The sequence below is a fragment of the Bacillus sp. XT-4 genome, assembly GCF_050864245.1.
GTDB classification, from domain to species: domain Bacteria; phylum Bacillota; class Bacilli; order Bacillales; family Bacillaceae; genus Bacillus; species Bacillus altitudinis.
The window spans coordinates 757,697-781,521 of record NZ_JBPAFI010000001.1 but is presented as its reverse complement, the minus strand read 5'-3'; the positions used below and the strand labels follow the sequence as shown (position 1 = coordinate 781,521).

The following is a 23,825-nucleotide window of genomic DNA, read 5'->3' as shown; positions in this document are numbered from 1 at the left end:
GGTTCTTAAGACGAAGCCTTTCTCCAATATGGGGAAAGGTTTTTTAATTGCGTTGAATTTCCCAGGAAATGAACGTTGGAATGTAAGTTGTGTCAAAAGAACTGTTTTCAAGTAAATGAAGTGATATTTTTCTAGTGAGGAAGGCACATGTGATCCATCTTGTATTTATGTAAGATGAAATCAATAAAAAAGGACAGAGCCTCAAACTTGCTCTGTCAAAAGAGAGTTTATGGAAGTAGGTGAAGCTTATTTTAGATTAAATCAATTATTCCTATTTGTTAACTTGGTTTTAAAAGAAAGAAAAATCAATCAATTCATGTTATATTTGTAACAAATTGTTTATGCAAAGGGGATGGTTAAATGAATGCGGTTTCAATTGTGATAGGATCGATGTGTATTTTAGCGATTGCCTATCGCCTCTATGGTACGTTTATGATGGTGAAGGTACTAAAGGTCACAGATGATCATCCTACACCGGCTCATGCACTCGAGGATGGGAAAGATTATGTGCCAACAAACAAATGGGTCACATTTGGGCATCACTTTGCTGCAATTGCCGCTGCTGGTCCATTAGTTGGTCCGATTTTAGCCGCACAATTTGGGTATTTACCTGGTCTCCTTTGGCTCTTAATTGGAGCGGTGATTGGCGGAGCTGTTCATGATCTCGTGGTCTTGTTTGCTTCGATGCGGAAAAAGGGGAAATCACTATCAGAGGTAGCGAAAGAGGAGCTTGGTCCTGTGGCAGGATTTTGCACAGGGCTCGCCATGTTATTTATTATTACAATTACAATGGCAGGACTGTCCATGGTTGTGCTTCATGCTTTAGAACGAAATCCTTGGGGAACCTTTGCAGTTGGTATTACCATTCCAATAGCGATGGGAGTTGGCCTTTATTATAAAAAGACGGGCAATTTAAAGCTGGCGACATCTGCGGGATTCATATTATTGATGTTGGGGGTATTCCTTGGACCGAATATTCAAGGAACAGCACTTGGAGATTTGTTAACACTTGATACAAAAACGCTTGCCCTTGCCCTGCCAATCTATGCGTTCTTTGCCGCGGCCCTGCCGGTTTGGCTGCTTTTGGCACCCAGAGACTATTTAAGCAGTTTTATGAAAATTGGTGTATTCATCGCGCTCATTGCGGGAATCTTTGTGGTTAATCCAACCATCCAATTTCCGGCGTTTACGGAGTTTGTGAGTGGCGGAGGACCTGTCTTAGCTGGACCTGTATGGCCTTTTATTTCGATTACCATTGCTTGTGGTGCGATTTCTGGTTTTCATGCATTTGTTGGCTCTGGCACAACGCCAAAAATGCTAGATCGTTGGAGTGATATGAAGCCGGTGGCGTTTGGCGCGATGCTCGTAGAATGTTTAGTGGGAATCATGGCGTTAATTGCCGCTACTGCGCTTCATCCGGGAGATTATTTTGCAATTAATAGTACACCTGAAGTGTTCCGTACGCTTGGTATGAGTGTCGAGAATCTTCCTCAACTAAGCAAAGAAATCGGTCTTGACTTAGAAGGAAGAACAGGTGGAGCTGTTACATTAGCTGTAGGGATGGCGTACATCTTTACGGGTATTCCGTTCTTTAGTCATTTGGCCTCTTATTTCTTCCAATTCGTGATTATGTTTGAAGCCGTCTTTATTTTAACGGCAATTGACGCAGGAACCCGTGTCGCGCGATATTTGATCCAAGACTTCTTTGGAGAAGCATATAAACCGCTGAAACGAAATGACTGGGTACCAGGGTCAGTCTTTGCAAGTGCACTTGCTTGTTTTATGTGGGGATACTTGCTTTACTCTGGAGACATTGGGTCCATTTGGGCACTCTTTGGCGTGTCAAACCAGCTAATGGCCTCGGTCGGATTAATCATTGGGGCGACGGTTGTGTTGAAAATCGCGGATAAAAGGCGGTATATGTTGACTTGTTTAATTCCACTTGCCTACTTATATGTGACAGTGAATTATGCGGGTTATTGGATGGTTGCGAATGTCTATCTCAATCCAGAAGCATCTGGCTACAGTGTACTGAACGCCGTGCTTTCGATGATTATGCTGATTTTAGGTTTTGTCATTATCGTGTTCGCTATTAAAAAATGGATCGAGATTTGGCGCGATCCAGCTCTTCGAATGGAGACGCCAATCACTGGCTAAATGAACAAAGCCGGCTTGCTCATAAATAAGCAAACCGGCTTCCTGTTATTGCTGATGTTCAGGCTTTAAGCCCTGCTCTAATGTTTCAAGAATTTCATTTTTTTCATCTTCTGATGCCTCTTGCCATAACACCTCAAACAAAACGCCAAGACCTGGCAGCATTTTTTCCTCGCCGCTTTGAATCGCATCTAAAATCGTATGCTCAAGCTGCTCTTGATTATGGCCAGTAATGTTTTGAATCACTGCGCCTCTTAAATTAAAATCCATTGCCCACACTCCTTTTTTGATGGTGATAGCCCTATTCTGTCTCAAAGACAGGTTTATTATGTAGTGTGCTTGAGATATAATAAATTCATGATATTTAAAGGAGTTAAAGTCGCTTGAAGTATATAGAATCAGCTAAAAACGCACACATTAAACAATGGAAAAAGCTCCATACAAAAAAAGAACGAACGAAAACAGGGCTGTTCCTTGTTGAAGGAAAACACTTAGTAGAAGAAGCATTGAAAAGCGGGGTTGTGAAAGAGTTAATGATCACAACACCTGACATGCTCCCTGCCGACATCGAGCCTGACATTGAGCTGTATGAATTAAGTGAAGAGGCTTTTACTGCGATGACGGAAACGGAAACACCTCAGCAAATCGCAGCGGTTTGTACAATTCCTGTATTTGAGGAGAAAAAGTATGAACGAATGCTTCTGTTAGATGCAGTGCAGGATCCGGGGAATTTAGGCACACTCATTCGGACAGCAGATGCAGCGGGGCTTGATGCTGTGGTCCTAGGGGATGGAACCGTTGATGCGTTTAACGGAAAAACGCTCCGTTCAGCACAAGGGTCTCATTTTCACCTGCCTATCTTAAAACAAACACTACAACAGACAATTCCAGCATTAAAGGCGCAAGGTATACCTGTATATGGCAGTGCTTTAAAAAATGCGAAAGAGTATAGACACATAGCATCAGAAGGTCCATTTGCGTTAATTGTAGGCAACGAGGGAGCAGGTATTGATCCAGAGATTCTTCAAATGACAGATCAAAATTTATATGTTCCGATGTACGGACAAGCGGAATCATTAAATGTGGCTGTGGCAGCAGCGGTTCTTGTCTATCATTTGCGCGGATAGTGTTGCATCACGTCCTATTTTTCACTATAATGAAACTAATATTTTAAAAACCATGATAGAGGAAGATTGTTTCACGGAGCGTCCTAATAGGGAGAATGCATCGTAGACTGAAAGTGCATTTAAGGAATGCTGAAACAGGAATTCACCTCTGGAGTTGTCACCGGGACCGCAGGTTTTGCGTAAAGGTGGACCGGATTCGTTTGATTCCGTTATGTCAATGAAGCTTATTCGCACATGTATTTGTGCTTAACAAGGGTGGTACCGCGACCACAACTCGTCCCTTCTTTTTTGGAGGGGGCGGGTTTTTTTATTGTCTTCAAACAATCAAACACCCGTTTATTCAGACGGTTTTGTATATTAAAAGGAGGATCACACTCATGCAAGAAACGTTAAAACAGCTTGAAACAGAAGCGATAGCAAAGGTTGAAGCAGCCAGTTCGCTCAAAGAAGTCAATGATATTCGTGTTCAATATTTAGGGAAAAAAGGTCCGATTACAGAAGTGCTGCGCGGAATGGGCAAGCTTTCCGCTGAAGAAAGACCAAAAATGGGCGCACTTGCAAATGAAGTGAGAGAGCAGATTGCTGGTGCCATTGCTGAAAAAAATGAGCAGCTAGAAGCAGAAGAAGTGAAAAAGAAACTGGCTTCTCAAACCATTGATGTCACATTACCAGCAAGTCCGATCAAAATCGGGGCAAGACATCCATTAACGATTGTCGTAGAAGATATTGAAGATTTATTTATCGGCATGGGCTATACCGTTGAAGAGGGCCCAGAGGTGGAAACAGATTACTATAACTTTGAAGCGCTCAATCTTCCAAAAGAACATCCGGCACGTGATATGCAGGACAGCTTCTATATTACTGAAGACACACTCATGAGAACGCAAACATCACCCGTTCAAGCACGTACACTTGAGAAATATAAAGGCCAAGGCCCTGTGAAAATCATCTGCCCTGGTAAGGTGTATAGACGTGACAGCGATGATGCCACTCACTCCCATCAATTCATGCAAATTGAAGGACTTGTGGTCGATCACAATATTAGCATGAGTGACCTCAAAGGGACGCTTGAGACAGTCGCAAGAAAAATGTTTGGTGAGGATCGTGAAATTAGACTGCGCCCAAGCTTTTTCCCATTCACAGAACCTTCCGTTGAAGTTGATGTGTCATGCTTTAAATGCGGCGGGAAAGGCTGTTCTGTATGTAAAGGAACAGGCTGGATTGAAATTTTAGGTGCAGGAATGGTACACCCGAATGTATTGAAAATGAGCGGATTTGATCCAGATACTTACCAAGGCTTTGCTTTTGGAATGGGTGTTGAACGTATTGCCATGCTGAAATACGGCATAGATGACATTCGTCATTTCTACACAAATGATATTAGATTCACGAAGCAATTTAAGCAGGACTAAGAGGAGGAAATCAACATGTTTGTTTCATATAAATGGTTAGAGGACTATGTCGATTTAGAAGGCATTCAGCCGGATGAATTAGCAGAGAAAATCACAAGAAGCGGAATTGAAGTGGAAGCCGTTGAGTATAAAGGCGAAGGCATCAAAGGCGTTGTCGTTGGACACGTCATTGAACGTGAACAGCATCCGAATGCGGATAAATTAAACAAATGTCTTGTTGATATCGGCGAAGACGCACCGGTGCAAATTATATGCGGGGCTCCAAATGTGGATAAAGGACAGCATGTGGCTGTCGCAACAGTTGGTGCAGTCCTTCCTGGAAACTTTAAAATTAAAAAAGCAAAACTGCGCGGTGAAGAGTCTCATGGCATGATTTGTTCTCTGCAAGAATTAGGCGTAGAGAGCAAGCTCGTACCAAAAGAATATGCAGAAGGTATCTTTGTTTTCCCGAATGACGTAAAACCAGGAGATGATGCCCTTCAAGCGCTTCAATTAGATGACGCGGTACTTGAACTTGGCTTAACACCAAACCGTGCCGATGCCCTTAATATGCTAGGAGTGGCTTTTGAGGTTGCCGCCATTTTAGGGAGAGACATCAAGCTTCCTGATACAGCGCATGACACTTCTTCTGAAAAAGCAGCAGACTATATTTCTGTTAAAATTGAGGATCAAGAAGCGAATCCACTTTATGCAGCGAAGATCATTAAAAATGTAAAGATTGGGCCAGCACCACTTTGGATGCAAACAAGATTGATGAATGCAGGTATCCGCCCAATTAACAACGTCGTGGATATTACGAATTTTGTCTTACTTGAATACGGTCAACCTCTACACGCCTTTGATTATGACCGCTTTGGTTCAAAGCAGGTGGTCGTACGAAAAGGGGCTGAAAATGAAATGATTCAAACTCTGGATGAACAAGAACGTACATTGTCTTCGAAGCATCTTGTCATTACAAATGGCACAAAAGCGCATGCTGTTGCAGGCGTCATGGGCGGTTTTGAATCAGAGGTGCGTGATGAGACGACAACGATTCTTTTAGAAGCGGCATATTTCAACGGTCAAACCGTCCGTCAAGCATCTAGAGACTTAGGGCTTCGCAGTGAATCAAGCACACGATTTGAAAAAGGGCTCGATCCGCAGCGGACGAAATCAGCAGCCGAAAGAGCAGCGCAATTGATCAGCATCTATGCAGGTGGTGAAGTGTTAAGCGGGACTGTGGAGGAAAACCACCTTGAAACAAGTATGAATGTCATCCACGTATCAACTGAGCGTGTGAACAAGGTGCTTGGTATGAGCATTTCAAAAGAAGATATGATTCAGATTTTCAACAAACTAGGCTTTACAGTGGGCGAATCAAATGATGTGCTTGTCGTAACGGTTCCTTCCCGTAGAATGGATATTACGATTGAAGAAGACCTCATTGAAGAAGTCGCGAGATTATACGGCTACGACAATATTCCATCTACACTCCCTGCGACAGCTGGTACCGTTGGCGGTCTTACGCCATACCAAGTGAAGCGCAGAAAGGTGAGACGTTTCTTAGAGGGCGCAGGGCTTTCTCAAGCGATTACGTATTCATTAACGAATCAGCATAAGTCCACAGCCTTTGCTTTAAATCCAGCTTATCAAACAAGACTTTCCTTGCCGATGAGTGAGGAACGAAGTGTGCTGAGACAAAGCCTTCTGCCAAACTTACTTGATTCTGTTGCATATAACTTAGCAAGACAAGCTGATTCTTTTGCCTTTTATGAAACGGGTTCTGTGTTCTTAGCAGAAGCTGAAGGGGCAAAACCGGTGGAGAAAGAACATGTCGCTGGTGCGCTGACAGGCTTATGGCATAAAAATCTTTGGCAGGGCGAGAAAAAAGCTGTCGATTTTTATGTTGCGAAGGGTATTGCAGAAGGGCTGTTTGAAAAGCTTGGTGTATCAGAAGAGATCACGTATGTTCAAGCAGAGCGTGAGGGCCTTCACCCAGGACGTACAGCCGATGTTCATTTAAATGGAAAAGTGATTGGCTTTGTAGCTGCACTTCATCCAGTAGTGGAAAAGGAATTAGATTTAAAAGAAACGTATGTATTTGAATTTGATTTAACAGATGTAATGACGTCTGAAACAGAGGATATGAAATATACGGCTATTCCGAGATTCCCAGCAGTGACTAGAGACATCGCACTTGTCGTCGATCAGCATATTTCAAGCGGACAGCTGGAGCAAGTCATTTATGAAGCTGGCGGACAATTGCTCACAGACCTTTCCGTCTTTGATGTGTATGAGGGTGAGCATATGGAAGAAGGTAAAAAGTCTGTTGCATTCTCTCTGCAATATTTAAACCCAGAACAAACGTTGACTGAGGAAGAAGTCACGGCTGTTCATACAAACGTATTGAAAGCATTAGAAGATACGTATCAAGCCGTCTTGCGCGGATAATCAAAAGAGCTATCGCTTTATGGGCGATAGCTCTTTTTTAATTATAACCATTTTTTCGCTTTTTGGGTGTTGGCAAAATGAAGTTTTGTAAATTGGCGTAAAGCCTCTTCGCCGTGCTGTTTCATCAGCTTTGCTGCCGCTTTGTCAACATGCGGACCGGCCCCTTTTGGAATGTCAAAGCCCGCTGCTTTTGATAATTTATCCATTTCAATTAAAAAAGCATATCTTGCAATAATAGAAGCTGCAGCAACCGATAAGTGGATGCCTTCTGCTTTCGTACTAAAGTATGTACGCTCCCGAATGATCTTTTTCCCCGCAAGGTGCCTGAAATAAATGCCTGGTTCGGCAAATTGGTCAATGAGAATGGCTTCTGGTTTCTTGCCATCCAGTTTTTCAAGTACGGAGGTGATGACTTGGTTATGAAGCAGTGCCTTCATTTTCCCTTGGCTCATGCCCTTTTCCTGCATCGCATTGTATTTTTCATTCCGAAGCACGAGAAGGCTGAACGGGATGGTTTTGATCAAGTCTTTGGCAATGTTGATAATCTGCGGATCTTTTAGTCCTTTTGAGTCTTTCACCCCGAGCTCTTTCATGAGAGCAAGCTGACTGGAATCAACATAAGCCGCACAGACCGTAATGGGTCCAAAATAATCGCCAGTACCGACCTCATCTGAGCCAATAACCGACATGGAAGCAATGCCGGGTGGTGGGCTGTACTGTGTGATGGATGGTGTTTTTTTGCTTTTTGTTTCAGCTGCTTGTAAATGGTTGAACTGACTTGCTTCAGCTTCTGCCTTTTGTCCTTGGAACAGCACTTTTCCAGATTTGTAAGCTGTAATCGTACAGCCGGGAACCTTTGCTTGAAATAGAGCGCCTGGCGGCAAAGTGTCAGTTAAATGCTGAGCGTACACGCTCTTCATTTTTTTCATGTCTTCTGATGTTGCTTTTAAGACGGATTGGGGCACAGTGGATAACTCCTTTTTACCTTGATATCATTGATTTCTAAAGTGTACCATAACAGGGAAGGGCTCGTCTTTCCATTCAATGTCTAAACATGTTATGATAGAGACTAGGATTCTCGTGGAATGGAGGAGAAACGTTGTCTGACGGCGGTAAAACGAAAACAACAGTTGAGATTTACGGACAGTCCTATACGATCATCGGTCAAGAAACGAAGATGCATATGCGACATGTTGCTTCAATTGTTGATGATAAAATGAGAGAAATCAATGAAAAAAATCCATACCTTGATATAAACAAATTAGCTGTACTGACAGCAGTCAATGTCGTCCACGACTACTTGAAATTAAAAGAGCAATACGAAAAACTAGAGCTTCATCTAAAAGAAAAGGAATGAAATTACCGTGATCGATATCATCATTTTGTTTTTGCTTCTTATGGGAACGCTTGTCGGTCTAAAACGCGGGTTTATTCTTCAATTTATTAAATTGATTAGCTTTGTTGTTTCTATTTTAGTGGCTTCTCTGTTTTATCAGTCACTTGCACCACAGCTTACGTGGATTCCAGCACCTAATTTTAGCGGCGGTCAAGCGCAGCTTGCTTTCTTTAGTGGGAATCTAGAAACAGCTTATTATAATACCATTGCGTTTATCATTCTGTTTATCTTGACTAAAATCCTGCTCGCTATCATCGGCGGATTGCTCACAACCATTGCAAGTATCCCTGTGATTAAACAGGTCAACAAACTGCTTGGCGCTGTTTTAGGATTTCTTGAAACCTATCTATTTGTGTTTATTTTATTGTTTGTGGCCGCATTACTTCCAGTCGATGCGCTTCAAACGATGATGAGCAAATCAATGTTAGCAGATGTGATCGTAAATAGCACCCCTTACCTGTCCGGTCTTGTCAAAGACCTCTGGTCGACGTATGGAGTTTAAGAACTTCTCCTTTCTTGGAGAAGTTTTTTCTCATTCCATGACAGAAAGTTGTCGGATGAAGGGAAAGTTTGTATATTTATATAGGAAGATGCCAAAGCGGCTGGAGGATGAGAGATGAATAAAAAAGATATTATCAAACTTCTTGAAACAATTGCAGTCTATATGGAGCTAAAAGGAGACAATCCTTTTAAAATTTCTGCCTTTCGTAAAGCAGCTGCGGCACTGGAACAAGATGACCGCAGCCTTTCTCAAATAGATGACCTATTAGCATTACCCGGTATTGGCAAAGGAACCTTTGCTGTGATCACAGAGTATATCGAAAAAGGACAGTCTGAAACACTCGAACAATTAAAAAAAGAAGTGCCTGAAGGACTTGTCCCCCTCTTAAAATTGCAAGGACTCGGCGGGAAGAAGATTGCTAAGCTCTACCAAGAGCTTGGTGTTCACGATGCACAGTCTTTAAAAGAAGCATGTGAAGCGGAAAAAGTACAAACGCTTGCTGGGTTTGGCAAAAAAACAGAAGAAAAGATTCTTGCCGCTCTTGAGGAGGCGGGAAAGCAGCCAGAACGACTGCCAATTGGTTTTGCATTAGATGTGGCAGAGCGAATTGATGATGCGCTGGAACAGATGGAGGGAATCATCCGTTTTTCAAGAGCGGGCAGTTTAAGACGTGCGCGTGAAACGGTTAAAGATTTAGATTACATCATTGCGACTGATAACCCTGAACAAGTGAGAGAACAACTTGTTGCTCTTGATGATGTCAAAGATGTCATTGCGAGCGGTGATACGAAGGTATCGGTCATACTTGCACTAGATTTTGAAATCAGTGTAGATTTCCGCCTTGTGACAACAGACCAATTTGCAACAACGCTGCACCATTTCACTGGCTCAAAAGATCATAACATTCGTATGCGACAGCTTGCGAAGGAGCGCGGTGAGCGTATTAGTGAATATGGGGTTGAAACGATCGAAACTGGGGATGTGAAAACATTTGAAGACGAAAGCGCTTTTTATGCACATTTCCAACTTCCGCTCATTCCGCCAGAAATTCGTGAAACCGGAGCAGAGATTGATACGTATAAAGAAAGTATGCAATTTGTGGAACGAAAAGATATCAAAGGCGATCTTCATATGCACTCGACATGGAGTGATGGCGCTTTTTCTATTCGCGAAATGGCAGAGGCATGTATCGCAAAAGGCTATGAATACATGGCGATCACAGACCACTCACAATATTTAAAAGTAGCAAACGGTTTAACAAAAGAACGTTTGCGTTTGCAAGCAAAAGAAATTGACAAGCTGAATCAAGAATTCGAACATTTTCACATTTTCAAAGGGGTCGAAATGGATATTTTGCCGGATGGGTCGTTAGATTATGATGATGACTTTCTAGCAGACATGGATTTTGTCATTGCGTCTATTCATTCTAGCTTCTCTCAGCCGGAGGAAGTCATTATGGAGCGCCTAGAAAATGCCTTGAATAATCAGCATGTGGATTTAATTGCCCATCCAACTGGCCGTTTGATTGGTAGACGAGATGGCTATGCCTTAAATATTGATCAGCTCATAGAGCTTGCGAAAAAAACGGGCACTGCACTGGAACTCAACAGCAACCCGTCAAGACTTGATTTAAAAACAGAGCATTTAATGAAAGCAAACGAAGCGGGTGTGAACATCATGATCAACACAGATGCACACAACTTCGCCATGCTCGATCATATGGACGTCGGTGTCACAGCTGCAAGAAAGGGCTGGACACCAAAAGCAAATGTCGTGAATACATTTTCACTCAATGAGATGAAAAAGTTTTTAACGCGTGACAGGTAGTCGTTAGGAGGCTGGACCATGCTGCAACAAAAAGTGTTAGCATCATTAGAATTTCATAAAGTAAAAGAAAAAGTCATGTCCTATACTGCTTCGACTTTAGGGAAAGAAAAAGCGCAGGACTTAATACCACTCACAGATATCGAGAGCATTCAGCATCTGCTAGAAGAGGTAGCAGAAGCGCAAGATGTGATTCGTTTAAAAGGATCTGCGCCGTTTGGCGGGTTAACGGATATTAGACGAGGCGTCAAACGAGCAGAAATAGGCAGTATATTAAGCCCTGCTGAGCTGATGGAAATTGCGGCGCTGTTATATACCACAAAAAACATGAAGCACTTTCTCACCTCTATGTATGAGGACGGAGTAGAGATACCCCGTCTTCATACATATGCAGAATCGCTGATTTTACTGCCAGACGTGAGAAAAGAAATCGAAAGCTGTATTGGTGACAATGGAGAAGTGCTTGATCACGCAACGCCTGCCCTCCGCACCATACGAACGCAGTTACGATCACTAGAATCAAAAGTACGAGATAAATTAGAATCAATGATTCGTTCACAATCTGCCTCGAAAATGCTGTCAGACACCATTGTGACCATTCGTAATGATCGGTTTGTCATTCCCGTAAAACAAGAGTACCGCTCGAATTATGGAGGAATTGTTCACGATCAATCTTCTTCAGGCGCAACTCTTTTTATTGAGCCGCAAGTGGTCGTGGATTTAAATAACACCTTGCAGCAAACTCGCCTAAAAGAAAAGCAAGAGATTGAAAAGATTTTGCAAATGCTAACAGCGAGTGTGTCAGAGCACATTGATGAATTGCTTCATAATGTGAATGAACTTCAAACATTAGATTTTATTTTCGCCAAAGCCAAATATGCAAAAGCAGAAAAAGCCACAAAACCTACTGTGAATAACCAAGGGGAGATTTATTTAAAACGGGCAAGACATCCCCTATTGCCCCGAGATCAGGTTGTGGCAAATGATATTGAGCTAGGCAAAGATTTTTCTACGATCGTCATCACGGGTCCAAATACAGGCGGTAAGACCGTCACTTTAAAAACACTTGGACTTCTTACGCTGATGACGCAGGCAGGCCTTCATATTCCAGTCGAAGAAGGATCAGAAGTGGCTGTATTCGATCAAGTCTTTGCTGATATTGGAGACGAGCAGTCTATTGAACAGAGCTTGAGTACATTCTCATCTCATATGGTCAATATTGTGGATATCTTAAAGCATTTGACGTCTAATTCACTCGTGTTATTTGATGAATTAGGTGCGGGGACAGATCCTGCTGAAGGTGCAGCACTTGCGATGAGCATCTTAGATGAAGTTCATCAAACAAATGCGCGCGTCATCGCAACGACTCACTATCCTGAGCTGAAGGCATACGGGTATAACCGAGAAGGCGTCACAAATGCGAGTGTAGAATTTGATATTGAAACCTTATCCCCCACATATCGCTTGCTCATCGGGGTGCCGGGACGAAGTAATGCATTTGAAATTTCCAAACGTCTAGGATTGCCTCATCATTTAATTGACCGTGCAAAAGCAGATATGCACGCAGAACATAATGAAGTCGATCAGATGATTGCTTCATTAGAAGACAGCAAAAAACAAGCAGAAGAAGAACTGCATGAGACGGAATTCTATAGAAAAGAAGCAGAGAAGCTCCATAAAGAATTGCAAAAACAAATCCTTGAATGGAATGAACAAAAGGACAAACTGCTGGAAGAAGCTGAACAAAAAGCGGCAGAAAAGATTGAACAAGCAACAAAAGAAGCAGAAGAGATTATTCAAGAGCTTCGGTCCATTAAAAGTGAGCATCGTTCATTCAAAGAACATGAACTCATTGATGCGAGAAAGCGTCTTGAAGAAGCTGTCCCTGAGTTTGACCGTAAGAAAAAATCAGAGCCAGTGAAAAAAGCAGCAAGACAGCTAAAGCCAGGCGATGAAGTCAAAGTGTTGACGTTTGGCCAAAAAGGAACGCTCATCGAACAAACGGGTAACAAAGAATGGAGTGTCCAAATGGGCATTCTGAAAATGAAAGTAAAAGAAAAAGATATGGAATTTATCAAATCAGCACCGGAATTTAAACAAGAGAAAGCCATCACGGCGGTCAAAGGAAAAGACTATCATGTATCACTTGAGCTTGATTTAAGAGGAGAGCGTTATGAGAATGCCTTAAGCAGAGTCGAGAAATACTTAGATGATGCCGTCTTAGCTGGCTATCCGCGTGTGTCGATCATTCACGGTAAAGGCACTGGCGCCTTGAGAAAAGGGGTCCAGGAATTATTAAAACAGCACCGTAGTGTAAAAAATGCTCGTTTTGGAGAACAAGGCGAGGGAGGATCAGGCGTCACCATCGTCGAATTAAAGTAAAAAGGAGAAAACGCATGAAAGCCTTTTGGGAAAATGAACTTGTGGAAATTGCCGCCTATTACAGCGTGGCCGTCCTATGTCTTGTCTTATTTCTGACCATATTTGAACTCGTGACCTCCTATAAAAACTGGGAAGAGATTCAGCGGGGGAACTTAGCTGTTGCTATGGCAACCGGCGGGAAGATTTTTGGGATTGCCAATGTCTTTCAGCATTCCATCGCCCAGCACAACTCGCTTCTTCAAATGGTCGGATGGGGCGTATACGGCTTTGTGATGCTGCTCGTCAGCTATTTCATTTTTGAATTTTTAACACCACGATTTAAAGTAGACAAAGAGATTGAGAATGATAATAGAGCGGTCGGGTTTATTTCACTCATTATTTCTGTTGGGCTGTCTTATGTAGTAGCAGCCGGCATTTAAGGAGACGACATGGAAAAACTAGCCAAAGTATTAATTGTAGTTGCCTGCACTTTTGCGGTTATTGGTGCCGTTTACATGTTCCTGTAAAATGAAGAATACATTCTAGAAAGCTGTCAGGGAAAACCTTGACAGCTTTTCACTCATCAAAGGCGGCGAATCAGAATGAATCAAATCTTGCAAAAAGACGAACTCATAAAGCGCATTGACACTTGTCTCAAAAAGACATCTCTTCCCCAAGACATATATGAACCGTATATTGCACGTCCTTTTCAAACGACTGGTTTTTTTGATGATTTGAGCCCCTATATTGAAATTGATCCAGCCGGCTATATTCTTATTCAATATGAACGAGGGATTAAAGTGCTTCATAAAAGAACAAAAGAGGCGGATGAAGTCGTTTATTGGATTTTAGAAGACACCATCTTTCTAACTGTGTATCTAGACATGATGAGACAATATCAAGTGGACAACATCCACACACATTTACCTAATGACCCTAGTATCCATAAACAGATCGTGGAGAGAGTCCATGAGTCATTTCGTGCGATCGGTGGATTATACGAAAAGTGGCATCATGAAGGGAAAAGAGCCTCTATAGAAACACCGGCGAAAAAATGAAGATGTGTCATGGAACGAGCTCGATTTGAAAAAAGCAAACAGCCATAAGGAAAAGTTTGCTATAATAAAATAGTACGAAAGTTCAGGAAGGAGGGTTTTTATGCAGTCAGATAAACGTTGGCTTCTGCATTACCCGAATCAAATTCCCCACGAACTCACCATCCCAAATGAAACGTTGCAATCTTACTTATTCAGCTCCGCAGAGGCAGCACCTGAGCATACTGCCATTCATTTTTTAGGAAAAAACATCACCTACCAGCAGTTACAAGAAGATGCACTGAAATTAGCCAGTCACTTGATTGACATCGGTGTCAAAAAAGGCGACAGAGTAGCGATTATGCTGCCAAACTGCCCGCAATCGGTGATTTCTTATTATGCGGTTTTAATAGCAGGCGGCATTGTCGTTCAAACCAATCCGCTTTATACGGAGAAAGAACTGGAATATCAAATGGAGGACAGCGGCTCTAAGGTGCTGATCACTCTCGATCTACTGTATCCAAAGGCCTATAAAATGAAAGCGCTGACAAGTATGGAGCATTTGATCATCACAAAATTACAAGATTACTTGCCATTTCCGAAAAACATATTGTTTCCGATTGTCCAGCGAAGGAAAAACAACATGGTCATCCAAGTGGAGAAGAGTGATTCCATTCATCATTTCTCACAGATCATGAAAGAGTCGTCAGGAGAACGGATTCCGCAAATATCCTTTCAACCGAAAGAGGATGTCGCAGTTTTGCAATATACAGGCGGAACGACCGGTTTACCAAAAGGTGTCATGCTCACACACGAAAATATAGTAGCCAATACAGAAATGTGTACATCCTGGATGTATAAAACGAACCGCGGAAAAGAGCGGATTCTTGGGATCATTCCGTTTTTTCATGTATACGGCATGACGACCGTGCTAAACCTTGCAGTCAAAGAAGGTCATCAAATGATTCTTCTTCCGCGTTTTGATGCAGCGGATGCCTTGAAGACCATTGAAAAACAGAAACCGACGCTGTTCCCAGGAGCACCAACGATGTATATTGCCCTGCTTCATCATCCGAATATTGAGAAGTATGACCTATCATCCATCACCGCATGCTTAAGCGGATCGGCCGCTCTTCCTGTTGAAGTCAAACAGAGTTTTGAAAAACTAACAGGAGGAAGGCTGGTGGAGGGGTATGGACTTTCTGAAACTTCTCCTGTCACTCATGCCAATTTCTTATGGGGAGCGAACAAAATAGGAAGTATCGGGTGCCCTTGGCCGAATACAGATGCCGGTATTTATTGTGAAGAAACGGGTGGACTCAAAGCGCCATATGAGCACGGAGAGATTATCGTCAAAGGTCCTCAAATCATGAAAGGGTACTGGAATCAGCCGGATGAGACAGCGGCAGTGTTAAGAGACGGCTGGTTTTTCACAGGAGACATTGGGTATATGGATGAGGATGGTTTTTTCTATATCGTAGACCGGAAAAAGGATGTCATCATCGCGAGCGGCTATAATATTTACCCAAGAGAGGTTGAAGAAGCCCTTTATGAGCATGAGCTTGTACAAGAAGTTGTTGTGGCGGGTATTCCTGATCCGTATAGAGGGGAAACAGTAAAAGCCTTTGTTGTCCCGAAGAAGGATGCCTATGTAACAGAGGATGAACTGGATCGTTTTGTTAGAACAAGAATTGCCTCATTTAAAGTGCCGCGTGTCTACGAATTTAAGGAATCACTGCCTAAAACGGCTGTAGGGAAAATCTTGCGCAGAGTGTTAATTGAAGAAGAAAAAAGAAAGCAATCATCTTCAACAGAAGAACCAGTCGATCAATGAGAGAATGAACCAGCATCATCCGGTCAAGCGGCCGGATGATTTGAATTGTACGTGTCTGCTCTGGTATGCTAAAGGTTGAAAAGAAAAAAGAACATCACTTGACAAATCACTCGTTTCTTTTTAACATAAAGTTATGAATGAATGCTCATTCAATTTAGAAAGGGACGAAGCACATTGAAGCAGAAAAGACCGAAGTACATGCAAATTATTGATGCAGCCGTTGTGGTGATTGCAGAGAACGGCTACCATCAATCACAAGTTTCAAAGATTGCCAAACAAGCAGGAGTAGCAGACGGAACCATTTATCTCTATTTTAAAAACAAAGAGGATATTTTGATCTCGTTGTTTAAAGAAAAAATGGGACAATTCATCGAACGGATGGAAACAGATATTCAAAAGAAACCGTCTGCCAAAGAAAAGCTTCTTCTCCTCATTCGAGAACACTTTCGCCTGCTATCGCAAGACCATCATTTGGCCCTTGTGACACAGCTTGAACTCAGGCAGTCAAACCTTGAGCTGCGCCAAAAAATCAATGAGGTGCTGAAAGGGTATTTAAATATGCTCGACTCCATTTTATCCGAGGGAAAGAAGACAGGAGAATTTAGACAAAATCTAGATGTCCGCTTAGCGAGACAAATGGTATTTGGGACGATTGATGAAACCGCTACAACATGGGTCATGAATGATCAAAAATATGACTTGCCTGCACTCGCAGAAAGTGTACATGATCTTCTCTTAAACGGAATACATCAATCTTAAAGACAATTGAAAAAGGATGATTGACATGGAAAAAATACTTAGCTTACACCAAGACGAACAGACAGCACTCATCACGATTCAACACCCACCTGCAAATGCCTTATCCTCTCAGCTTCTCACTGAACTCAACGACATGTTTGATCAGCTTGAACAAAACAGTGAAGTGAGAGCAATTGTCATTCATGGAGAAGGTAGATTTTTCTCAGCAGGTGCTGATATTAAAGAATTTACGACCTTGCAGGAAGAGTCTGATTATGCCAGCCTTGCAGACAGAGGACAGCAAGTGTTTGAACGAATTGAACAATGTCCAAAACCGGTGATTGCTTCCATTCACGGGGCAGCATTAGGCGGCGGGCTTGAGCTGGCGATGTCGTGTGATATTCGAATCGCAACAAAAGATGCAAAGCTGGGACTGCCGGAATTAAATCTCGGTATTATCCCAGGATTCGGCGGAACGCAGCGCCTGCCTCGCTACGTTGGATCAGCTAAAGCACTTGAAATGATGGGAACAGCTGAGCCAATTACAGGAGAAGAAGCATTTGCCTGCGGACTTGTTTCAAAACTTGCGGAAACAGAGGAAGAAGCGCTGGAAACAGCGAAAACATTGGCGGCGAAATTTGCAGCGAAAAGCCCTAAAACGCTTGAGTATGTGCTTGAGTTATTGAATGCGACAAAAGTGTACTCATATGATGGCGGAATGAAGCTGGAAGCCAAAAAGTTTGCTGAGGTGTTCCAGTCGAATGATGCCAAAGAAGGCATCCAAGCTTTTATTGAAAAGCGTAAACCGAATTTTAAAGGGGAATAAGGGATTAGTACGACACAAGGGGGAGAAATGAATGAATATTTTTGTTTTAATGAAGCGTACGTTTGACACGGAAGAGAAAATCTCTATTCAGTCTGGTGCTATTCAAGAAGATGGGGCAGAGTTCATTATTAATCCTTATGATGAGTACGCAATTGAAGAAGCGATTCAGCTTCGGGATGAGCACGGGGGAGAAGTAACGGTCGTGACAGTTGGCAATGAAGATGCGGAGAAGCAGCTTAGAACAGCACTTGCAATGGGCTGCGATCAAGCCGTTTTATTAAATGTTGAAGATGATTTGGAGGAGTGGGATCAGTTTTCCGCTTCTACGATTCTATATCACTATTTCAAGGATAAAGAAGCTTCCTTGATCTTAGCAGGGAATGTAGCGATTGACGGCGGGTCTGGACAGGTGGCCCCGCGTCTTGCTGAATTACTCGGCTTTCCATATGTCACAACCATTACAAGTATTCAAATCGACGGCGGCTCAGCTTCAATTGAACGAGATGCAGAGGGTGATGTGGAAGTGATTTCTGCCGAGCTCCCGCTAGTGGTCACCGCGCAGCAAGGTCTCAATGAGCCTCGTTATCCATCGTTACCAGGCATCATGAAGGCAAAGAAAAAGCCTTTAGAAGAACTGGAATTAGACGATCTAGATCTAGATGAAGACGATGTGCCATTTAAAATCAAAACAATCGAACGTTTCTTACCGGAGAAAAAAGAGGGTGGCAAGGTGCTGAGCGGCGAGCTTCAGGATCAGGTCAAGGAACTGACAGACCTGCTAAGAAATGAAGCAAAAGTCATCTAAACATCCACTTTACGATACCACGAGAACAAGGGGGAGCTTAAAGGATGAGTAAAAAAGTTGTTGTACTTGGAGAAAGTCGTGACGGTAAATTAAGAAATGTGACGTTTGAAGCGATTGCTGCCGCTCACGAGGTGGCTGATGGCGGTGAAGTGATTGGCGTTTTAATAGGGGATCACGTCAAAGACCAAGCGGATGAACTGCTTTATTATGGAGCGGATCATGTGATGATTGTCGAGCACCCGCATCTTTCTTATTATACGTCTGATGGTTTTGCGCAGGCGTTTCAGGCAATATTAGATCAAGTCAATCCTGATGCAGTGCTCTTCGGTCATACATCGATCGGAAAAGACTTGTCACCAAAAATAGCTGCACGCCTGCAAACAGGCTTAATTTCAGATGCAATAGATGTAAGCGTTACCGGTGAACATCTTGTTTTCACTAGACCGATTTATTCAGGAAAAGCTTTTGAAAAAGTCATTTCAACAGATCGTCTGCTTTTGGCTACTATCCGTCCAAACAACGTGGCACCGTTGGAGCGTGATGCGTCACGCAGCGGAGAAGTGACGCAAGTTTCTGTCGATATTCAAAACCTAAGAACGATCGTGAAGGAAGTCATTAAAAAAACATCAGAAGGTGTAGATTTATCTGAAGCGAAGGTTATTGTGGCAGGAGGCAGGGGGGTCAAGAGCAAAGAAGGCTTTGAACCGCTGAAAGAACTTGCCCAAACGCTTGGCGCAGCAGTCGGTGCCTCGCGTGGTGCATGTGACGCTGACTACTGCGATTATGCCCTGCAAATTGGTCAAACCGGTAAAGTCGTCACACCTGACCTTTACATTGCTTGCGGGATTTCAGGAGCTATTCAGCATTTAGCCGGTATGTCCAACAGTAAAGTCATTGTTGCGATCAACAAAGACCCAGAAGCTGAAATCTTCAAAATCGCTGATTACGGAATAGTTGGTGACTTATTCGAAGTCGTTCCGCTTTTAAATGAAGAGTTAAAAAAGATGAATATCCATTCTTAACGCTCATACACTCAGAATGCCTAGGTATTCTGGGTTTTTTTGTATGTTATCACGAAACAAAGGAGCGGTTTATAAGTGAATGGGACAGTAAAAGTCAATGAAGTGATTGGACGCATTTCTAAACACATTTATGGGCACTTTCAAGAGCATTTAGGGAGAGGGATTTATGACGGGATTTGGGTAGGAAAAGACTCAGAGATTGATCATATTGAAGGGATTCGTACCGATGTGCTAAAGGCCCTTCAAGCATTACATATTCCGGTGCTGAGGTGGCCGGGGGGCTGCTTCGCAGACGAGTATCACTGGGCAAATGGTGTAGGTGATCTGAGTGAACGAAAGACGATGGTAAACACCCATTGGGGTGGTACGGTTGAATCCAATGCATTTGGTACGCATGAATTTATGGCATTATGTGAGCTGCTTGAATGTGAGCCATACATTTGCGGCAATGTGGGAAGCGGGTCTGTTCAAGAATTAGCCGATTGGGTCGAATACATGACATTTCCAAAAGGGACACCTATGTCAGACTGGCGCATTAAAAACGGAAAACAAGAACCTTGGAAGCTGACCTATGTTGGTGTAGGCAATGAAAGCTGGGGCTGCGGCGGGAATATGACGCCTGAATACTACGCAGATTTATATAAACGCTATCAAACGTACGTAAGAGAGTTTGCAGGGCAGCGTATTTACAAAATCGCCTGCGGCGCGAACTCTAATGACGTGAATTGGACGAAAGTATTGATGGAGCGGGCTGCACCGTGGATGGATGGGCTCAGTTTGCATTACTATACGGTCCCAGGAACATGGGAGAAAAAAGGGTCAGCGACCGATTTTGATGAGGATGAGTGGTTTACAACGCTGAAAAAGGCGTCTGAAATGGAGCGGCTTGTTGTAGATCACGGAGAGATCATGGATCGTTATGACCCAGATAAGCGAATCGGGATGATTATTGATGAATGGGGGACATGGTATGATCCAGAACCGGGGACAAATCCAGGGTTTTTGTATCAGCAAAACACATTAAGAGATGCTCTAGTCTGTGCCTTGCATTTTCATATTTTTCATCGCCATTGCCAGCGGATTCATATGGCGAATATTGCCCAGACCGTCAATGTGCTGCAAGCGATGGTGTTGACGCAGGACGAAAAGATGCTTCTGACACCTACCTATCATGTATTTCACATGTTTAAAGTGCATCAAGAAGAAGAAGCGCTTGAAGTAGAATTGAATGCGCCTTCGTATGAACGCCGGGGTGAAAAAATCCCTCAAGTCAGTGTGTCAGCCTCGCGGTCATCTGACAAGATGCATATTAGTTTATGTCATGTGAATCCCCATGAAAAAGCAGACGTATCTCTTGCGATAGAGGGAATCGATGCAAAAACGAAGGTCACTGGCCGTGTGCTGACTGCTGATCGGATGAATGCACACAACACGTTCGATGATCCTCATTCCGTTCAGCCTGCGGACTTTCGGCAATTTGCTGTTAAGCACGGCGAGCTGACTATTGATCTGCCGCCTATGTCGGTTGTCATGTTGACCGTCGATCTGGCTTGATCGCATATTTCAATGTTTGATGAGAAGAGTGTTGGGGCATCATACATTGTAAATGAAGCGGAAAGGGAGTCATGTCATATGCTTAGAACCATTCTGATGATCATTGGTGCGATTGTTGTTATTGGTGCGATTATACGGTTTGTTTTTTAATTCATTTCATAAAAAATGATTCGTAAGCATTTCATTCGCAAGTCACATTGGTAGATGCTATACTAAAAAGCATAATTTACATTGGAGGAATGAATAATGGCAATCGTAAAAGCTACTGACGCAACATTTTCACAAGAAACTGCAGAAGGTGTTGTTCTTGCAGACTTTTGGGCACCTTGGTGCGGACCTTGTAAAATGATTGCTCCAGTTCTTGAAGAACTTGATCAAGAAATGGGCGATAAAATGAAAATTGTAAAAATTGATGTGGATGATAACCAAGAAACTGCTGGTAAATACGGCGTTATGAGTATCCCAACACTTCTTGTTTTAAAAGACGGTGAAGTCGTCGAAACGTCTGTTGGTTTCAAACCAAAAGAAGCACTAGCTGAGCTTGTAAACAAACATCTATAAACCGATCTATGCCCGCGTGGCATGATCTCAAAAAGCGGTTCTCGTATAGTCGAGAGCCGCTTTTCTTTCATCATGGTATAAAACAAATGTTCGTGATACACTAGAAGGAGTGAAAGCGGAAAACAAGGACGGATGAAAATATGAACAAATTGATCAAAGAAAAGCTGTCAGTCTTACCTGATCAACCAGGCTGTTACTTAATGAAAGATAGACAAAATACGATCATTTATGTGGGAAAGGCAAAGGTATTAAAAAATAGGGTCCGCTCTTATTTTACAGGATCTCATGATGCCAAAACGCAGCGGCTTGTCAGTGAAATCGAAGACTTTGAATACATTGTCACCTCTTCAAATATTGAGGCACTTATTTTAGAGCTGAATTTAATCAAAAAATATGACCCGAAATACAATGTCATGCTCAAGGATGATAAAACGTACCCTTTTATTAAAATTACGAATGAACGTCACCCTAAGCTGATTGTCACTCGCAATGTGAAAAAGGATAAAGGGAAATACTTCGGTCCATATCCGAACGTACAAGCAGCAAGAGAAACGAAAAAGCTGCTCGACCGTTTATATCCACTTAGAAAATGTGCAACACTCCCTGACCGAGTCTGTCTTTATTATCATCTTGGACAATGTCTTGCTCCGTGTGTGTATGACATTTCTGAAGAAACGAATAAACAGCTCGTCGATGAAATCACAAGATTTCTAAACGGAGGTCATCAGCAAATCAAGAAAGAATTAACAGAGAAGATGCAAGAAGCGGCCGAACAATTAGAATTTGAGCGGGCAAAAGAACTGAGAGATCAAATCGCTTATATCGACTCAACGATGGAAAAGCAAAAGATGACGATGAGTGACTTATCCGATCGCGATGTATTTGCCTATGCTTATGATAAGGGCTGGATGTGTGTCCAAGTCTTCTTCATCAGACAGGGAAAATTAATCGAACGTGATGTCAGCCTATTTCCGATGTATCAAGACCCTGAGGAGGAATTTCTCACGTTTATGGGGCAGTTTTATGAAAAAAACAACCACTTTTTGCCGAAGGAAATTTTGGTGCCAGACAGCGTCGATCAAGAGATGATTGAGCAATTGCTTGAAACGAATGTTCATCAGCCGAAAAAAGGAAAGAAGAAGGATTTGCTTTTACTTGCCCACCAAAATGCCAAAATTGCACTCAAAGAAAAATTCTCGCTCATAGAGCGCGATGAAGAACGGACAATTGGTGCAGTGAAGCAGCTTGGTGATGCACTTAATATTTATATGCCATACCGGATTGAGGCATTTGATAACTCCAATATCCAAGGAGCAGACCCCGTATCCGCTATGGTTGTCTTTCAAGACGGGAAGCCGTATAAAAAGGAATACCGAAAATACAAAATTAAAACCGTTGAGGGGCCCGATGATTATGCTTCCATGCGTGAAGTCATTAGAAGGCGGTATACCCGGGTGTTAAAGGATGAACTGCCGCTTCCTGACTTGATTTTAATCGACGGAGGAAAAGGACAAATCAACGCAGCCATAGATGTGCTCGAAAATGAATTAAATCTGTCTGTTCCTGTGGCAGGTCTAGTGAAAGATGAAAAACACAGGACATCGAATCTGATGATGGGTGATACGCTTGAAATTGTTGCGCTGGAACGGAATAGTCAGGCCTTTTATTTATTGCAGCGTATTCAAGATGAAGTGCACCGATTTGCGATTAGTTTTCACCGGCAGCTGCGCGGGAAGAATGCATTCCAGTCTATTCTAGACGATGTCCCAGGTATCGGGGAAAAGCGCAAAAAGCAGTTACTTAAACATTTTGGCTCTGTGAAAAAGATGAAAGAAGCCTCTATCCAGGATTTTCAGGACGCTGGTATTCCGAAACAAACGGCCGAACTTTTAATGGCGGCATTAAAAAAATAGATTGTACTTTTTCCAAAAGTCTGTTAAGATGTGACTAATTTAATAAATGAACGTGTTGTTTGTTGAAGATAGAGGTGCGAACTTCAAGAGTAAGCCTTCAGAGATCGAGGGGATCTAGGAAGAGGGCTGAAAGGGGAGCGTCGCCGAAGTGAATAAAATCCACTCATTTTATTCGCTGGCTGTACATTGAAGAAATGTAGGGCTGTCAAGAATGTATTTCTTGGAGGGCTATCTCATTGTTTGCATCGTTTGATGATGATTTTAAAGCAATGGGAGATTTGTTCTCTCATTGCTTTTTTATTTGCAGTGACGAGAGCAGTCTCCGCAGCCTC

At 42.7% G+C, this 23,825-nt stretch carries 20 protein-coding genes and 1 riboswitch; of the genes, 18 read left to right on the top strand and 2 right to left on the bottom strand.

What is annotated here, in order from left to right; genetic code table 11:
• Positions 1-360: 360 nt before the first annotated feature.
• On the top strand, positions 361-2,157 hold the full coding sequence (gene cstA / locus ACRRMM_RS04120) for a carbon starvation protein CstA (protein WP_008346013.1): 1,797 nt from the start codon (positions 361-363) through the stop codon (positions 2,155-2,157).
• A gap of 45 nt (positions 2,158-2,202) precedes the next feature.
• Here the strand turns inward: cstA and sspI are convergent, their stop codons facing one another.
• Positions 2,203-2,424 carry a small acid-soluble spore protein SspI gene (sspI, locus tag ACRRMM_RS04115; RefSeq protein ID WP_008346010.1) on the bottom strand — a complete coding sequence of 74 codons (222 nt, stop codon included), beginning with the start codon at positions 2,422-2,424 and terminating at the stop codon, positions 2,203-2,205.
• A gap of 113 nt (positions 2,425-2,537) precedes the next feature.
• On the opposite strand from sspI, the gene ACRRMM_RS04110 reads away from it, so the two are divergent.
• The 3 genes from ACRRMM_RS04110 (at position 2,538) to pheT (ending at position 7,123) form a co-directional block, all read left to right on the top strand.
• The gene (locus ACRRMM_RS04110; protein WP_076822407.1) at positions 2,538-3,281 is read left to right on the top strand and encodes a TrmH family RNA methyltransferase; all 744 of its coding nucleotides are present in this window, start codon (positions 2,538-2,540) and stop codon (positions 3,279-3,281) included.
• Between the two features lie 377 nt (positions 3,282-3,658).
• Entirely contained in the window at positions 3,659-4,693 is a 1,035-nt protein-coding gene (pheS, locus tag ACRRMM_RS04105; RefSeq protein ID WP_008346004.1) for a phenylalanine--tRNA ligase subunit alpha, read from the top strand.
• Positions 4,694-4,708: 15 nt separating this feature from the next.
• Entirely contained in the window at positions 4,709-7,123 is a 2,415-nt protein-coding gene (gene pheT, locus ACRRMM_RS04100; protein ID WP_428828549.1) for a phenylalanine--tRNA ligase subunit beta, read from the top strand.
• A gap of 41 nt (positions 7,124-7,164) precedes the next feature.
• Here the strand turns inward: pheT and rnhC are convergent, their stop codons facing one another.
• Entirely contained in the window at positions 7,165-8,088 is a 924-nt protein-coding gene (gene rnhC / locus ACRRMM_RS04095; protein ID WP_035391180.1) for a ribonuclease HIII, read from the bottom strand.
• A gap of 134 nt (positions 8,089-8,222) precedes the next feature.
• Between rnhC and zapA the strand changes: the two genes are divergently transcribed.
• The 14 genes from zapA to uvrC all read left to right on the top strand — a co-directional run bounded on the left by zapA (position 8,223) and on the right by uvrC (position 23,493).
• The gene (gene zapA / locus ACRRMM_RS04090; RefSeq protein WP_008345998.1) at positions 8,223-8,480 is read left to right on the top strand and encodes a cell division protein ZapA; all 258 of its coding nucleotides are present in this window, start codon (positions 8,223-8,225) and stop codon (positions 8,478-8,480) included.
• Between the two features lie 7 nt (positions 8,481-8,487).
• Positions 8,488-9,021 (top strand): CvpA family protein, encoded by a 534-nt coding sequence (locus ACRRMM_RS04085; RefSeq protein WP_025207758.1) that lies wholly within the window; start codon positions 8,488-8,490, stop codon positions 9,019-9,021.
• A 114-nt stretch (positions 9,022-9,135) separates the two neighbouring features.
• Positions 9,136-10,848 (top strand): DNA polymerase/3'-5' exonuclease PolX, encoded by a 1,713-nt coding sequence (polX, locus tag ACRRMM_RS04080; RefSeq protein WP_428828548.1) that lies wholly within the window; start codon positions 9,136-9,138, stop codon positions 10,846-10,848.
• A gap of 21 nt (positions 10,849-10,869) precedes the next feature.
• Positions 10,870-13,227 carry an endonuclease MutS2 gene (locus tag ACRRMM_RS04075; protein WP_146272030.1) on the top strand — a complete coding sequence of 786 codons (2,358 nt, stop codon included), beginning with the start codon at positions 10,870-10,872 and terminating at the stop codon, positions 13,225-13,227.
• 14 nt (positions 13,228-13,241) lie between these two features.
• A complete protein-coding gene (locus ACRRMM_RS04070) occupies positions 13,242-13,646 on the top strand; it encodes a DUF350 domain-containing protein (protein WP_007501637.1) in 405 nt (134 codons plus the stop codon).
• Between the two features lie 162 nt (positions 13,647-13,808).
• Complete coding sequence (locus ACRRMM_RS04065; RefSeq protein ID WP_202734298.1) at positions 13,809-14,264, top strand: Imm63 family immunity protein; 456 nt, start codon at positions 13,809-13,811, stop codon at positions 14,262-14,264.
• 100 nt (positions 14,265-14,364) lie between these two features.
• Entirely contained in the window at positions 14,365-16,074 is a 1,710-nt protein-coding gene (locus tag ACRRMM_RS04060) for an AMP-binding protein (protein ID WP_081114428.1), read from the top strand.
• A gap of 174 nt (positions 16,075-16,248) precedes the next feature.
• Positions 16,249-16,833, top strand: a complete 585-nt coding sequence (locus ACRRMM_RS04055) for a TetR/AcrR family transcriptional regulator (RefSeq protein WP_428828547.1) — start codon at positions 16,249-16,251, stop codon at positions 16,831-16,833.
• 25 nt (positions 16,834-16,858) lie between these two features.
• Positions 16,859-17,638: an enoyl-CoA hydratase gene (locus ACRRMM_RS04050; RefSeq protein ID WP_017358245.1), complete on the top strand. Its 780-nt coding sequence runs from the start codon at positions 16,859-16,861 to the stop codon at positions 17,636-17,638.
• Between the two features lie 31 nt (positions 17,639-17,669).
• Positions 17,670-18,443 carry an electron transfer flavoprotein subunit beta/FixA family protein gene (locus ACRRMM_RS04045; RefSeq protein WP_007501632.1) on the top strand — a complete coding sequence of 258 codons (774 nt, stop codon included), beginning with the start codon at positions 17,670-17,672 and terminating at the stop codon, positions 18,441-18,443.
• 44 nt (positions 18,444-18,487) lie between these two features.
• The gene (locus ACRRMM_RS04040; protein WP_058213898.1) at positions 18,488-19,465 is read left to right on the top strand and encodes an electron transfer flavoprotein subunit alpha/FixB family protein; all 978 of its coding nucleotides are present in this window, start codon (positions 18,488-18,490) and stop codon (positions 19,463-19,465) included.
• A 75-nt stretch (positions 19,466-19,540) separates the two neighbouring features.
• Positions 19,541-21,019, top strand: coding sequence for an alpha-N-arabinofuranosidase (locus ACRRMM_RS04035; protein WP_428828546.1), 1,479 nt, complete (start codon positions 19,541-19,543; stop codon positions 21,017-21,019).
• Positions 21,020-21,265: 246 nt separating this feature from the next.
• Complete coding sequence (gene trxA / locus ACRRMM_RS04030; protein ID WP_007501629.1) at positions 21,266-21,580, top strand: thioredoxin; 315 nt, start codon at positions 21,266-21,268, stop codon at positions 21,578-21,580.
• A gap of 140 nt (positions 21,581-21,720) precedes the next feature.
• A complete protein-coding gene (gene uvrC / locus ACRRMM_RS04025) occupies positions 21,721-23,493 on the top strand; it encodes an excinuclease ABC subunit UvrC (protein WP_368774590.1) in 1,773 nt (590 codons plus the stop codon).
• A 61-nt stretch (positions 23,494-23,554) separates the two neighbouring features.
• Positions 23,555-23,732: riboswitch (Lysine riboswitch) on the top strand.
• Positions 23,733-23,825 lie beyond the last annotated feature (93 nt).

What these genes read in the sequence shown, in the direction of transcription:
- pheT (WP_428828549.1), top strand. Translation starts at nt 4,709, where the DNA reads ATGTTTGTTTCATATAAATGGTTAGAGGACTATGTCGATTTAGAAGGC.
- polX (WP_428828548.1), top strand. Translation starts at nt 9,136, where the DNA reads ATGAATAAAAAAGATATTATCAAACTTCTTGAAACAATTGCAGTCTAT.
- uvrC (WP_368774590.1), top strand. Translation starts at nt 21,721, where the DNA reads ATGAACAAATTGATCAAAGAAAAGCTGTCAGTCTTACCTGATCAACCA.
- ACRRMM_RS04070 (WP_007501637.1), top strand. Translation starts at nt 13,242, where the DNA reads ATGAAAGCCTTTTGGGAAAATGAACTTGTGGAAATTGCCGCCTATTAC.
- ACRRMM_RS04050 (WP_017358245.1), top strand. Translation starts at nt 16,859, where the DNA reads ATGGAAAAAATACTTAGCTTACACCAAGACGAACAGACAGCACTCATC.
- ACRRMM_RS04045 (WP_007501632.1), top strand. Translation starts at nt 17,670, where the DNA reads ATGAATATTTTTGTTTTAATGAAGCGTACGTTTGACACGGAAGAGAAA.
- ACRRMM_RS04040 (WP_058213898.1), top strand. Translation starts at nt 18,488, where the DNA reads ATGAGTAAAAAAGTTGTTGTACTTGGAGAAAGTCGTGACGGTAAATTA.
- ACRRMM_RS04065 (WP_202734298.1), top strand. Translation starts at nt 13,809, where the DNA reads ATGAATCAAATCTTGCAAAAAGACGAACTCATAAAGCGCATTGACACT.
- sspI (WP_008346010.1), bottom strand. Translation starts at nt 2,424, where the DNA reads ATGGATTTTAATTTAAGAGGCGCAGTGATTCAAAACATTACTGGCCAT.
- pheS (WP_008346004.1), top strand. Translation starts at nt 3,659, where the DNA reads ATGCAAGAAACGTTAAAACAGCTTGAAACAGAAGCGATAGCAAAGGTT.
- cstA (WP_008346013.1), top strand. Translation starts at nt 361, where the DNA reads ATGAATGCGGTTTCAATTGTGATAGGATCGATGTGTATTTTAGCGATT.
- trxA (WP_007501629.1), top strand. Translation starts at nt 21,266, where the DNA reads ATGGCAATCGTAAAAGCTACTGACGCAACATTTTCACAAGAAACTGCA.
- ACRRMM_RS04060 (WP_081114428.1), top strand. Translation starts at nt 14,365, where the DNA reads ATGCAGTCAGATAAACGTTGGCTTCTGCATTACCCGAATCAAATTCCC.